Below are 12,916 nucleotides of genomic sequence, written 5' to 3' on the forward strand. Positions count from 1 at the left end.
AGGACGCGGCGTGCCTGCCCGACCCATGCAATCACAGGAGATAGCAAGATGACGCAAGCCAGGCAAGACCCCGCCGCCTACGCACAAACGCCGGCCTTCGAAGCCGGCCGGCAGGTACGTTCGGAAGTCATGGGCGAACAATACGTGCAGCGCGCGTTCGACGCCGCGCAACAGCAGGGCGATGTCGGCCTGCAGCAACTGGTGACGGAGTTCGCCTGGGGCACGGTGTGGACGCGTGATGGCCTGGACCGCAAGCAGCGCAGCCTGGCCACGGTATCGATGCTGATTGCGCTCAACCGGCCGCAGGAACTGACCGGCCATCTGCGCGGCGCCCTGGCCAATGGCGTGACACCGCAGGAATTGCGTGAGCTGGTGGTGCACAGCGCGGTGTACTGCGGCTTTCCGGCTGCGCTGGACGCGGGGCGCAAGCTGGCCGAAGTGCTGGAGGCAGCCAACGTGAAGGGCTGAGCGGGCGGTAGCAGGCGGGGGCAGGCTTGGGGCAGATGCACGGCCGCCTCTGGCATCCGGCATCGTGCCAGAATGCGCAGTGCTTGCCTTGCCAGCCCTCAACCGCCCAGGCGGGCAAGCGTGTCAGGTCTAACGCTGCAGCGCTTGCGCGGCGAAGGTCAGGAGGTAGCCGCTGCCCAGGCAGGCGGCGATCCATCCGGCGAGGATCAGCGCGGTGTCTTTGATGGTCATGATGCGTTCCTGCTCTGCTGTCTGTGCTTCCTGTGCTTCCTGTACGGCGCTTGCTTGATGCTCACACGGAGAAACCGAACGGATAGTCGTGCTTGACCGTGCGGGCGCCATCGCTGAACGCGTCGACCTTGCGCGCGCCATCGGTGTAGGCGTCGGCCGAGCGGTGCACGTAGCCGTAGTTGTCGCCGGCATGGGTGCCGCGTGCGTCCGCGGCAAAGGCGGAGTTCAAGGAGAGCAGGGCGGTGCCGGCGATGGCGGCAGCGAGGAACAGGCGGGCTGTGGTAATTCTCATGATCTATCTGCCTTGTTGAAATTGGGAGAACATGTTCCGTCTCCATGTGACAAAGGATAGATCTGGTCCGGGATCGATACGGGCCCTTGTATCGTATTCGATATTCAAAATTTTTGACTAAGCGTCCTGTGCAAGCCCCGGGGCCTGCCGCGCTGCAAAATCCTGTGCCGCCGCCAGCAGCCAGGTCCGCAGGCGCGACATCGCATCGCTCATCGGCCGCGAGTCCGGCGCCACCAGGTAGTAGGCGCGCTGCGAGCGCATGGCCTGCGCCACCGGCATCACCAGCAGGCCCAGTGCCAGGTACTCCTCCACCAGGAAGCGCGGCACCAGGCCCACGCCCAGCTTGGCGCGGGCGGCGCTGATCACCATGCTGTGGTGGTCATAGCGCGTGCCGCGCATGGCGTTGACGTCGCCCACGCCGGCCGCTTCCATCCAGTTCTTCCAGTCCAGCCGGCGCGTCGACAGGTGCAGCAAGGGCGCCTGCGCGATCCGCTGGGCGCTGACCGGCCCCTCGCCGGCAAACAGCTCCGGATGGCAGATCGGTACCGATTCTTCATCGAACAGCGGGTCGGCGCGGCCGCCCGGATAGTTGGCTTCGCCGTAGTGGATGGCGGCGTCGTACGGCGTGCCGTCGAACAGGAACACATCCGCCTGCGCGCTGAAGTTGACCACCACCTGCGGATGTTGCGCGTAGAACGCGGGCAAGCGGGGGATCAGCCATTCCACGGCCAGGGTCGGCACGCAGGCCAGTTCCACGATGCCGCCCGCGCCCTCGTGCGCCATGATGTCCAGCGTGTCGCGCTGCAGTTTTTGCAGGCTTTCCCGTACCTGGTAGCCGTAGAGCGATCCGGCCGGCGTCAGGCTGACACGCTGGTTGGCACGGTGGAACAGCGCCACGCCGAGTTGGCTTTCCAGTGTGGCGATCTGGCGCGAGACGGCGCTCTCGCTCAGGCAGAGTTCCGCCGCGGCCCGGCGCAGGTTCTGGTGGCGGGCGGCGGCTTCGAAGGCGCGCAGGCTGCTGAGGCTGGGAATGCGGGAGGCGCTCATGGGGCGAGTGGCAAGGGGCGGTTGACTTAGGCATCGCGCTGGTGCTCCAGGTTGATGCATGAAAGTCATCATCCTATGCGTAAATCTCGCTTGATGTAAAAAAGTTGATGACTAAAAATGCCGAACTCCCGGAATGTTACTGATATGCCTTCCGGCGTTCCCCGCCCCCAAAAGAGACAAGAGACGGGACATCACAACCAATAAGGAAACGAGGAGACCGGCATGAATCGACTGCTTCGCATCATCGGCCATTGCGGCATTTCAATGGGTTTGCTGGCCGCGGCCACGGCCAGTGCGGACGACTTCCCTAACAAGCCGGTCCGCATCATCGTGCCGTATCCGGCCGGCGGCACCACCGATATGGTGGCGCGCATGATCGGCGACCAGCTCACCGTGATGTGGAAGCAGCCGGTGCTGGTGGACAACCGTCCTGGCGCCGGCGGCATCGTTGGCACCGGCGCGGCGGCCAAGTCGCCGGCGGATGGCTACACGCTGCTGATGGGCTCGGTCGGCGAGTTCGGCATCAATCCCACGCTGTACAAGAAGCTGCCCTACGACGCCGCGGCGGACTTCGTGCCCGTGTCGCTGGTGGCCAAGGTGCCCAATGTGGTGGTGATCTCGCCGGCGTTTGCCGAACGCGCCCGCGTGACCACGCTGGCGGAGTTCATCGCCTACCTCAAGGCCAATCCCGCCAAGGTCAACATGGCCTCGGCCGGCAACGGCACGTCGACCCATCTGGCGGGCGAGCTGTTCCAGCGCATGACCGGCACGCAGATGAGCCATGTTGCCTACAAGGGCAGCAGCCCGGCGCTGGCCGACCTGATGGGCGGCAGCGTCGACGTGATGTTCGACAACCTGCCCGCGTCGATCCAGTTCGTCCGTGCCGGCAAGCTCAAGGCGCTGGCGGTCACCTCCGCGGCCCGTTCGGCGGCGCTGCCCAATGTGCCTACCGTGGCAGCAGCCGGGCCGGTCGAAGGCTTTGACGCCAGCCCGTGGTTCGGCCTGTTTGCGCCCAAGGGCCTGCCCGCCGCGATTGCGCAGAAGATCAGCCGCGACCTGGCACGCGCCACCAGCGATCCCGCCATCCAGGCCAAACTGCGCGAGCAGGGCGCCGAGCTGGCGCCGAACTCGCCGGAAGCGTTCGCCGAACTGGTGCGCAACGATCGCCGCAAGTGGGGCGAGATCGTCAAGCTCTCCGGCGCCACCGTCGACTGATCGATCGACCGATCCCACACCGAGTCTCTCATGAGCACGCCAGCCCATCCGTACGCGTTCGCACCGGCCATGCGGGAGCCACAAGGCTCGCCCATCCGCGAGCTGTTTCCCTACATGAGCCTGCCGGACATGATCTCGTTCGCGGGTGGCTACCCCTCGCCGGCCAGCTTCGATGCCACCGCGCTGCAGGATGCCGCGTCCAAGGTCATGGCCACCAATCCCGCGCAATGCCTGCAGTACGGGCCGACCGAGGGCATGCCCACGCTGCGCCAGGCATTGGCCGCGCTGATGGCGGAGCGCGGCGCGCCGTTGCCACCGGAGCAGGTCGTGGTGACTTCGGGCTCGCAGCAAGGCTTCGACCTGCTGGTGCAGGCCTTTGTCGCGCCGGGCACGCCGGTGTGGGTGGAAACGCCGACCTATCCCGCCGCCGTGCAGGCGCTGCGGCTCGCCGGTGCCGCCGTGCGCGCCATCCCTTCCGACCATGACGGGCTGTGCGTGCAGGCCCTTGCCACCATGCTGGCGGATTGCCCCGACGCCGAACGGCCGCGCCTGCTCTACCTGGTGCCTACCTTCGCCAATCCGAGCGGGCGCACGCTGGCGCTGGCGCGCCGCCGCGCCGTGCTCGCGCTCGCCGCGCAGCACCGCATCGTGGTGGTGGAAGACGATCCCTACGGCAGCCTGCGCTTTGACGGCGAGCCGCTGCCCTCGCTGCTGTCGCTGGCCGCGCAGGATCCCGCGCTGACACCGTGGGTGATCTATCTCGGCAGCTTCTCCAAGACCATGGCGCCCGGGCTGCGCCTGGGCTGGATGGCCGGGCCCGCCGAAATCCTGCGGCGCGCGGTGATCGCCAAGCAAGTCTGCGATCTGTGCACCTCGCCGTGGCTGCAGCTCGCCATGGCAAGCTGCCTGGAGGATGGCCTGCTGCCCCGCCAGACCGCGCGCATCATCGACCTCTACCGCCACAAGCGCGATCTGATGGTGCAGGCCCTGGCCGATGCGTTCGGTCCCGCGCTGCACTGCGAAACCCCGCAAGGCGGTATGTTCCTGTGGTGCGAGATCGACGGCGTGGCCGACGCGGCCAGCCTGTTGCCGCACGCCATCGCGGCGCGCGTGATGTATGTGCCGGGCGCCAGTTTTGGCGTGGACGGGCAGCCCTCGCCCGCGCTGCGGCTATCGTTCGCCACCGCGTCCGATGCGCAGATCGTGGAAGGCGTGGCGCGTTTGCGGCGGGCGGTAATGTCCAGCCAGGGTGGCTAGCCAGAACCGCTTCGCTTCATTTTGAAACAGCCTCTTAGCGGGATATCGCCACCTGCCGGTTCCTGGCATCCAGTTTGCGCAGGATGTGTTGAACCTGGGTCTTTACCGTCCACTCGCTCTTGTTGAGGATGCGTGCGATTTCCCAGTTGGTCTTGCCTTGGCGGAGCCAATGGAAGACCGCTTGCTCCGCCTTGGTGAGGGATCGTACGGCCGTGCTCGCGGGATTGCCGCTCCCTCCGAGGTGATGGATCTTGACGAGCGCTTCGTGGACCCCGAGTGCAACCGCCTCGGCATGTTGCTCGTGGTGAGCGCGGCGCGCCGTATCCACGCCGAACAGCGCGAAATATGACGCTAGCCCGCGGTCCGCATCGACGTGTCCGTGGAGAAAAAGGTTGCCAAGCGCGTATTGCTTGAATAGCGACGCCAATGCTACGTTCTCGCCGGCCACGTCCGGGCAGAAAAACTGAGGGGTGCGCGCCAGGATCCAGTGCGAAAAAACCGGGCAGCCTACGCCGGGATTACGCGTAACCTGTTGCAGGTATGCCTCCGGCACGCGAAAGGTGAACGTTTCAAGTGGCCTGACCCCCAGGGTATGTTTGGTGGTCAGGCCGAATGCGGACATGTGGTGCGGGATCAGTTCATTGAGCCAGGTTCGTGACCAGTGCAGGAAACTATCCCGATCCGCAATCGCGGCGGACCGCATGGACTGCTGAATTTCCCGGCCGCGGCTGGAAGGTGCTTTCACATAAGGCGCAGACGCATGCATGTCCATCGTTGTCGCTCCTTAAGCGCCTGCCCCTGCGCATTGGATGCGCACGGAGGGTTGGATGGGTAGGGACGGAGCGCGCGCCGGGTGAGCGATGTGTCGTGTCCGCCGATCGTTGTGACGGCGCATGCCACCAACCGCTGGTGCCGGCGCCGAAGTACCCGGAAATCATCGTCGGGGCATGTCCTCGGGTCAAGCGGACAATTCTCGAACTTGACCCCGCTGAGTCAGCGCGTGCCGTAGATGAACCGGGTGGCAACTTCAGCGACTTGCTTGCCCAGTGCCTGAGCCGTATCGCGATCGCATTGCGGCGGAGCGGCATCGGGCGATTCGTCCGCATTGGCCTGGGCCATGGCGCCCAGGAAGCCGCCGACCCGGTTCAGGTCCCGCGGGGTTCCCTGGCTGGTGTGATAGCCGGGCATCGTACCCAGCGGCACCCAGATCATCGCGTGTTGCGCGGCAAAGATCGTCATTTGCATCAGGGTGTTCAGCTTGTCCCCGCTCCAGCATGCCGAGCAAGTGAACCCGGCCGCAAGCTTGTTGCGCCAGCCCTGCGAGGCCCAGACCACGGCGGAGTCATCCATGAATCGCTTGAAGTCGGCAGGGACGTTCCCCATGAACGTGGGGGCGCCAAAGATGATTGCGTCGGCCTGGTCTAGTTCGCTCCAGCGGCCGTTCACCTCAGAGACAGGAATGAGGCTTGTGGTTGTGTTGGCGATCGACTGCGCGCCCACTTGGACCGCACGGGCGAGCACGGCGGTGTGGCCTGCGTTACTTTGATAGACGATGGCAATCCTGGGCATGGGGAACTCCTTTTTTGCGTGGTTGGCGGTGGGAAATTGGAAGGCAGAAGATGGAAGGCAGAAGACGCGGCCATCTGGGCGTGGTGAACGCTCTACAAGGTGCTTAATCCGCGCGCCAGGCGATGGCGCCAGCTCATGCCTTCACGGAACGACTGGTGTCGGGCGTTGCTCTCACGTTCGATGCGTGCCGCGTTGGCGCGGGCCATGGCGATGGCGTCGGGGATGCTGCATAGGTGCGGCCATCCATAGAGCGCCGTAATTTGCGCGAGTCTCTGTTCGATCGATCCGCCCACCACGCGGCAGGGAATGCCAAGCGCCTGCAACCTCTCCAGCAACATGCGCTCCGTCATGCGGCGAAACGCTTCCGAGACGGGGCGATGGCCGTCTTCGGTCATCGGGAACTCGATCGGCAGGTGGATCACCTCTTCATACGAGGCGCGGGCGTGCGCCTCCACCGCGTGCATGAGTCGCTCGAAAATGTGTTCATGCGTGGGGCGATAGCGCGAGCCCAGTAGCCTGCGCAGGCTACGGGTGACAGGCCCATTGGCGGGATTGACCCCCGCGATCAGGCGGCCTCGGGCATATATCCACTCGTGCAGGCAGGAGCCGTCCGAAATGTAGGTGTCTCCACACAGGTGCTCGGACACGACACGCTCCTTGAACCGCCACAGGCAGAGTTCCATCAGTTCGGGAATGCTGCACTGCTCAAGCACCTTGCCCGGTAGTGCTTCCGGCATGATCTCGCGCATGGTGCGGGCATTGGTGCGAGGCATGCCGGTCAGGTAGCCCAGGGCATCGGTCGTGGTCGACTTGCCGGTGGAGTAAGTGCCGGAGATCACGATGCGCATGTCAGTCCCCGCTTGCTGGCAGGGCATCTTCTTCGGTCGCGGGGAGGTGGTGGGCGAACGTGAAGGTGGCGGTCATTGCGCCAAGCTGGCATAGGAAGCGGAAGACGGACCAATTGCATCCATCCGCGCGCCTGCGCTTGTGGCTCAACGTGTGCAGTTCGATCAATTGCTGGCGGCGGACCTTGCAGGGCACGGCGGTGCTGATAATGAAATCCCGCATCCAGAGCGTATTGCTCCGGGTTCGTGAAATCCTGTCTTTCTGGTAGATGACGGCTTGCGCCATCTGGGCGCAAGCCAATACGAACTCCACATTGGAAAGCGTTCGGTAGACGGATGTGGGGGCACTGAAGATGGTCTCCGCGATGGCATGGCCGTCGTCCGGACTGAGCATGAGATGGTGCAGATCGATCCCGTAGACACCGCCGATCGCCAGCCTGCCGGCCACCGATTGCGGCGCATCGTGTTCGAGCATTCCGGTGTTGTCGAAGTGTGTCGCATTGTTGCGCGGCTGCCCGTTGTGGGTCAGGGTCACCGCCAGTTCCATGCTGCCAAGCTGCAGTTCAATCCGCGTGGAAAAGCGGTAGAGCGAGCGGCGGTCCTTGAGCGGCTCGGTGACAATGCGATGGATGGCATAAGGCAGAGCGTCGAGCTGTTCATCGGGTGCATTTCCACTGCGAATCTCACAGCGATTGATCAGCACTTCAGGCTCGGCCGGACTCGTCGTGAATCGCTGGGCTACCGCCCACTCGGAGAGCACCGCGCCCAGATGGGTTGCGTCCACCGTCGAGAGATGAGGCGGCACCGTCGCTCCGGTGGACTTCCTGGACCAGTCCTGAGGATAGATGACCGCAACTTTGCCCTGGCATGGCAGCGCCGCGATGTCGGTGCAGGGCGCTATCACCCGATACTGGACGCGCTTGAATCCGGATCCGAAGTAGCGTTGTTCTCGCGGGCCCAGCAACTGATCAATGTCGGCAAAGTGGCGTGATTGTCCGCGCTGGGACGGGTGTTGCCGTGCGCGATTGGCGTCAGTCCTGGCGCTGAAGTGCATGGTTCGGCCCCGTGAATTGTGCAGGAGGGAAAGTATCTGCGCGGGCGGTTTGCAGCGTACATACTCTGGGTGGAGTATTGCGCTCGGCAACCAAGTGCGAGCCGCGCAATGGCCGCGCGCCAGGAAGCTGGACCATCTGCCCAGGCGCAAGGGGCTCGCTGCCGCGGCCTATGGGATACTGAGGCTCCCCTTGTTTGCTAACCCACCATGGTTGAATCCATCCCCGCCCGCTGGCCCCATTCCGGCTTCGACCCTGCCGCGCGCAACAGCGACGGCCAGTTGCTGGCCAGCGACCACCTGCTGCGGATGTGGTGGCGCCGCCCCGAGGTGGCGCCGGTGGACGAATCGTGCGACGCCGAGCGAGCGCTGCATGCGGCGTTGATCGCCGAGCCACGGCGGGCTGTGCCAGCCAGCGAGCTCGCCGTCTTGCAAGACCCCGATGCCCGTGACAACTACGCCGTGGTGCTGGCCATGCGCGAGCGCCTGCTTGCCGCGCCCACCATCGAGGCGGCCTATCTGGATATCTTCCGCGAGGGCAACGTCAGCGTGCCACCGGTCTTTATCGACCAGCTCGCGCACCTGATCGTGCACGGCATCCTGCATGACAGTGACAAGCCGGATCCGATGGAGTGGCGCGCCGCGGAGCTGTTCTCCCGCGCGCAGAAGGTGTCGCTGCAGGAAGGCGGGGTGATGCTGGCCGATGCCGACACTGTCGAGCTGCACGCGTCGGGCAGTGTCTACGGCGAGCTAGGCCGCATGCTGGCCGAAGCGCAGGTCCCGGCGCGCAAGGTGGAACTGGATGTGCTGGATCGCGATAACGCGCAGGTTTACTGGGGACGCAGCGAACGCCACGACACGGTGATCCGCTTTGCCAGCGGCAGCGCGGCGCTGGCGGCGTTCAGCCGCGTGCTCGCGCGTTGGGTGCGGCATTTCTTCGGGGTGGAGGTGACAGTGATGCCGCTGTCCGCGATCGACGACCCGCAGTGGGCCTGGCATATCGGACTGGACGCGCAGGCCACGCTGTTGCTCAATGACCTGTATCGCGGCGTGGAACTGGAGCCGGAGCGGCAGCGGCGCATCTTGTCGCTGTTCCGGCTGGATTTTGCCGATCCATCCGTGGTGCGCCCGGATGTGGCTGGCCGGCCCGTCTACCTGGCGGCAGCGATGAACGAGGCCGGGATCCTCAAGGTGAAGCCGCAGAATCTGCTGCTGAACCTGCCTCTGGCCTCGGTCTCATAGCCGCTGGCCGCAGCAGCACCACGACCAGCAGCAGGAGCCAAGTCCGCGCCATCAACGGCGCCATTCGCGGTCGCCGTCGCGATCATGGTGGTCGTGATCGTGTTCGTGCCAATCACGCTCGCGCCGATCGCGTTCACGCCACTGCTGCTCGCGCCATTCGCGTTCGCGCCAGGCGCGCTCGCGCGCACCGGGGCCGTAGTAGCCGGGGCCATAGTAACCAGGGCCCGCCACTACCACCGGCTGGGGCTGCACATACACCGGGGCCGGTTCATAGACTGGCGCGGCCCGGTACACGGGGGCCGGCTGGTAGACGGGAGCCGGCGCGACAAACACCGGGCCGGGCACGCCGATGCCGATGTCCACATCCACGCGCGCGGATGCAGCGCTGGAAGCAAGGCCTGCAACAGCAGCAATGACGCAAAGGGTGGCAATTTTCCGCACGGGTGGCTCCGGTTAGTGATTGGCTCCACTGTAAGCCGGCGCGCCGATGTCAGGTATTAGCGGGGTAATACAACTGTGTCTTCTTGTAACGTTTGATGCTTAATTTCCAAAGCATCAGGCGCCGCGCCACTGCATCCGCCGTCCCAGCCACGGCGCCAGCGCCGACGTTGCCACCCCCAGCGCGATCAGCGCCAGCCCGGCCGACAGGTCCGCCGAGATCCGCTCCTGGAATGCCACCGCCGAGACCACCAGCCCGATCAGCGGCACGCACAGCATGGCGATCGAGGTAGCCGCTGGCGGCAAGGCCTGCGTCATGTTCAGCACCACGATAAAGGTCAGCGCGGTGGCCAGCGGCCCGGTGTAGAACAGCAGCGGCCAGATCTCCGGCACCGAGAGGAAGTGGGGCGCGCCGTCGCGCAGCAGTGCCAGCACCACCAGCGGCACCGAGGCCACGGCGGTTTCCCACGGGATCATGTCCGCGCCCAGGCGCACCGTGCGGTTGGCGCGCAGCTGGATGATGCTGAGCGACCAGGCCAGCGACGCGCCGAGCAGCATCACCAGGCCCACGGCGGTATGCAACTGCCAGTCCCGCACGGCCGGGGCGATCATCAGCGCGATGCCGGCATAGCTCAGGCCGGTGGCGATCCACTGCGGGCGCGACAGCCGCTCCTTGAGCACCAGCGACGACAGCGGAATCACCCACACCGAGGTGGCATAGGCGATCACCGAGGCCCGCCCCGGCGGCACGTACTGCAGCGCCCACAGCGCCAGCGCGGTGAAGGCCGCCATCTGCAGCAGGCCCACGCCGATCACCAGCGGCCATTCCTGCCGCGTGGGCAGGCGCAGCCGGCGAAACGCGCCCAGCACCAGGAAGCTGATGGCGGCGGCCGAGACGAAGCGCGCGGCGGCAAACCAGAGCGGGCTGACGTGGGTCAGGCCCAGCTTCATGACCGGCCAGTTGCCGCCCCAGATCGCCACGGCGCAGGCGAGGGGAATAAACCGGCGCCATCCTTGTTGTGCTTGCATGCTTCGACTCGACTCTTTGACCAGGTTCTCCCGCCGCCACGAGATGGGAGCGGGATGCTGGAAAGTCTACGGTTTATTGCGCCGCAGCAAAAACCGAAGGCGGCTGCAAATGCGTGCCGTTGCGGCATAGAATGCTGCTATATGAAAAAACAGGAGTGCAACGTGCTGGACATCGACCTGGACGCCACGGATATCCGGATTCTCAACGAGCTGCAGCGAGACGCCAGCCTGACCAACGTGGAACTGGCCAGCCGCGTCAGCCTGTCGCCCTCGCCCTGCCTGGCGCGGGTCAAGCAGCTGGAAAAACAAGGCGTGATCTCGCGCCGTGTCACGCTGCTGGATGCACGCCGGCTCGGGCTGAAGGTGGTGGTGTTTATCCAGATCTCGCTGGACAAGCAGCGCCGCGAAACCTTGGATGCCTTCGAGCGGCGCATCACCACCCTGCCGCAGGTGATGGAGTGCTACCTGATGTCGGGCGATGCAGACTATCTGCTGCGCGTGGTGGTGGCCGACGTGGAAGCGCTGGAGCGGCTGATCATCGACCAGATCACGCGCATTCCGGGCGTGTCCAGCATCCGCTCCAGTTTTGCGCTCAAGCAGGTCCTGTACAGCACGGCGTTGCCGCTGGGGTAATGCCCTGGATCAGGACGACGCCCGCAGCGCTTCGCGCGCCGTGAGCGCCACCATGCTGTCGATGCGCGTGTCGGCGCAGGCCACGGCGATGCCGTCCGGCAGCAGCGGCGCGGCCAGCCGCGTCAGCACATTGCCGGGGGGCATTTCCACCGCCAGGCGCACGCCGCATTCGCGCGCCAGCAGCATGGCCTCATGCCAGCGCACCGGCACGGCAAGGTTGCGCGCCAGGTCGGCGGCGATGCGCGCCGGATCGCGCAGCTCGCGTGCCGCGCTAGCGCTGAAGTAGCGTAGGCGCGGGCGGTTGATGCGCACACCTTTGAGCGCGCGAGCGAGCTCGATTGCCGCGCCGTCGAGCAGAGCGCAGTGCGAGGGCACGCTGATGGCAATGGGTTTGGCCGCGTGCGCGCCACTGTCCAGCGCCAGCTCCGCAACGCGCGCCATGGCCGTCGCGGCGCCCGCAATCACGAACTGGGCGGGCGCATTGAGATTGGCCAGGTAGACCGGCGACGCCGGTCCGTGTACCTGCGCGATGATGCGCTCCAGCGGGCCCAGCTCCATGCCGAGGATCGCCGTCATGCCATAGCCGCTTGGATACGCTTGCTCCATCAGCGTTGCGCGCTGCGCCACCAGCCTGACCGCATCGGCATGGTCCAGCACGCCTGCGCAGACCGCCGCCGGGAAGGCGCCAATCGACAAGCCGGCCACGGCATCGGGTTTGGCGCCTTCGGCAAGCAGGCAGCGCGCCATCGCCACGCCAGCGGTCAGCAGGCACAACTGCACGGCCACGGTGGACGCGAGTTCGGCCGCGCTGTCCAGCGCCCGCACGTCGCGCCCGAGCACTTCGCTGGTCTCGCTCATCGTGGCGCGCACGGCAGGGTGGTCGGGCAGCGCATGCAGCATGCCGGGGCGCTGGGCGCCTTGCCCCGGAAAGGTGAATAGTGTGCTCATGGCTGCGGCTGCCAAGGGTCCTGGCTCATGACAGGGCCAGTCGCCGTCTTGAGCAGCACGCGGCTGCCGGTGCGCACGCGCTCGCGCAGCGCGAACGCGCCAAACGGGGTGGCCACCTGGATGTCGATGCGCGCTTGCGCATCGTCGAGCAAGGCGGCCAGAGTGCGGGCCAGTTCGGCCGAAAGCGGCGTTCCCGCTGTAACCAGCAGGTCCAGGTCGCTGCCCGCATGCAGCACGTCGATGCCGCTGGCCAGCGTAAAGCCGACGCTGCCGGTCACGCCCCAGTCCACCTGCGCAGCATCCAGCTGTGGCGCGATGCGCGCCAGCGCGGCGAGCGCCGGCAATGCAGCGCGGCGCGGATGATCCCGCCAGCGTGCCTGCCGCGCGAGCATGCCCGGCGTGACCACGCGTGCTACCTGCGCGGCGGGCAGCCAGGCCGCGTGGCGCTGCGCGCGCGTGGTGCCGCGCAGCCCGACCGGGATGCGGCCTTCGACGGCGCCATCGCGCCGCACCACCAGCGGGGCTTGCGCGAGCCAGCCGGCACTTGCCCACGCCGGCAGCGCATTGGCACGGGCGAAGCCCGGTGCGTCCGCGAGCCACAGCAGGTCATGCGGCAGGAGCGTGCTTGTGGTCATCTCATGCGCCGGTCGT

15 protein-coding genes are annotated in these 12,916 nt (G+C 66.2%); 5 read left to right on the forward strand and 10 right to left on the reverse strand.

Annotated features, from left to right (window positions below; all coding sequences use genetic code 11):
* Nucleotides 1-48: 48 nt before the first annotated feature.
* Nucleotides 49-468, forward strand: coding sequence for a carboxymuconolactone decarboxylase family protein (locus tag A9975_RS20860; protein ID WP_183034478.1), 420 nt, complete (start codon nucleotides 49-51; stop codon nucleotides 466-468).
* 292 nt (nucleotides 469-760) lie between these two features.
* On the opposite strand, the gene A9975_RS20865 is transcribed toward A9975_RS20860, so the two are convergent.
* Entirely contained in the window at nucleotides 761-991 is a 231-nt protein-coding gene (locus tag A9975_RS20865; protein WP_150993073.1) for a hypothetical protein, read from the reverse strand.
* A 117-nt stretch (nucleotides 992-1,108) separates the two neighbouring features.
* A complete protein-coding gene (locus A9975_RS20870) occupies nucleotides 1,109-2,038 on the reverse strand; it encodes a LysR substrate-binding domain-containing protein (protein ID WP_183034479.1) in 930 nt (309 codons plus the stop codon).
* A 264-nt stretch (nucleotides 2,039-2,302) separates the two neighbouring features.
* Between A9975_RS20870 and A9975_RS20875 the strand changes: the two genes are divergently transcribed.
* On the forward strand, nucleotides 2,303-3,253 hold the full coding sequence (locus A9975_RS20875; protein WP_253930350.1) for a tripartite tricarboxylate transporter substrate binding protein: 951 nt from the start codon (nucleotides 2,303-2,305) through the stop codon (nucleotides 3,251-3,253).
* A 30-nt stretch (nucleotides 3,254-3,283) separates the two neighbouring features.
* Nucleotides 3,284-4,510, forward strand: a complete 1,227-nt coding sequence (locus A9975_RS20880) for a PLP-dependent aminotransferase family protein (RefSeq protein WP_183034481.1) — start codon at nucleotides 3,284-3,286, stop codon at nucleotides 4,508-4,510.
* Between the two features lie 34 nt (nucleotides 4,511-4,544).
* On the opposite strand, the gene A9975_RS20885 is transcribed toward A9975_RS20880, so the two are convergent.
* The 4 genes from A9975_RS20885 to A9975_RS20900 form a co-directional block, all read right to left on the reverse strand.
* Nucleotides 4,545-5,282, reverse strand: a complete 738-nt coding sequence (locus tag A9975_RS20885; RefSeq protein WP_183034482.1) for a helix-turn-helix transcriptional regulator — start codon at nucleotides 5,280-5,282, stop codon at nucleotides 4,545-4,547.
* A 221-nt stretch (nucleotides 5,283-5,503) separates the two neighbouring features.
* A complete protein-coding gene (locus A9975_RS20890) occupies nucleotides 5,504-6,079 on the reverse strand; it encodes a flavodoxin family protein (RefSeq protein ID WP_183034483.1) in 576 nt (191 codons plus the stop codon).
* A gap of 92 nt (nucleotides 6,080-6,171) precedes the next feature.
* Nucleotides 6,172-6,927, reverse strand: a complete 756-nt coding sequence (locus tag A9975_RS20895) for an AAA family ATPase (RefSeq protein ID WP_183034484.1) — start codon at nucleotides 6,925-6,927, stop codon at nucleotides 6,172-6,174.
* Nucleotide 6,928: 1 nt separating this feature from the next.
* Nucleotides 6,929-7,978: an AvrD family protein gene (locus A9975_RS20900; RefSeq protein WP_183034485.1), complete on the reverse strand. Its 1,050-nt coding sequence runs from the start codon at nucleotides 7,976-7,978 to the stop codon at nucleotides 6,929-6,931.
* 207 nt (nucleotides 7,979-8,185) lie between these two features.
* Between A9975_RS20900 and A9975_RS20905 the strand changes: the two genes are divergently transcribed.
* Entirely contained in the window at nucleotides 8,186-9,217 is a 1,032-nt protein-coding gene (locus tag A9975_RS20905; protein ID WP_183034486.1) for a DUF6352 family protein, read from the forward strand.
* Between the two features lie 51 nt (nucleotides 9,218-9,268).
* On the opposite strand, the gene A9975_RS20910 is transcribed toward A9975_RS20905, so the two are convergent.
* Both A9975_RS20910 and A9975_RS20915 read right to left on the reverse strand, forming a co-directional pair.
* Complete coding sequence (locus A9975_RS20910; protein WP_183034487.1) at nucleotides 9,269-9,658, reverse strand: hypothetical protein; 390 nt, start codon at nucleotides 9,656-9,658, stop codon at nucleotides 9,269-9,271.
* A gap of 114 nt (nucleotides 9,659-9,772) precedes the next feature.
* Nucleotides 9,773-10,684: a DMT family transporter gene (locus A9975_RS20915; RefSeq protein ID WP_183034488.1), complete on the reverse strand. Its 912-nt coding sequence runs from the start codon at nucleotides 10,682-10,684 to the stop codon at nucleotides 9,773-9,775.
* 162 nt (nucleotides 10,685-10,846) lie between these two features.
* Here A9975_RS20915 and A9975_RS20920 point away from each other — a divergent pair, with 162 nt between their 5' ends.
* On the forward strand, nucleotides 10,847-11,317 hold the full coding sequence (locus tag A9975_RS20920; RefSeq protein WP_006158020.1) for an Lrp/AsnC family transcriptional regulator: 471 nt from the start codon (nucleotides 10,847-10,849) through the stop codon (nucleotides 11,315-11,317).
* A 9-nt stretch (nucleotides 11,318-11,326) separates the two neighbouring features.
* Here A9975_RS20920 and mdcH read toward each other — a convergent pair whose 3' ends face one another.
* Complete coding sequence (gene mdcH, locus A9975_RS20925) at nucleotides 11,327-12,265, reverse strand: malonate decarboxylase subunit epsilon (protein WP_183034490.1); 939 nt, start codon at nucleotides 12,263-12,265, stop codon at nucleotides 11,327-11,329.
* The gene (locus A9975_RS20930; protein ID WP_183034491.1) at nucleotides 12,262-12,900 is read right to left on the reverse strand and encodes a malonate decarboxylase holo-ACP synthase; all 639 of its coding nucleotides are present in this window, start codon (nucleotides 12,898-12,900) and stop codon (nucleotides 12,262-12,264) included. The genes mdcH and A9975_RS20930 overlap by 4 nt, the downstream gene beginning before the upstream one ends.
* Nucleotides 12,901-12,916 lie beyond the last annotated feature (16 nt).

Origin of the sequence: Cupriavidus sp. UME77, from assembly GCF_014170355.1 — a bacterium.
Lineage (GTDB): Bacteria > Pseudomonadota > Gammaproteobacteria > Burkholderiales > Burkholderiaceae > Cupriavidus > Cupriavidus basilensis.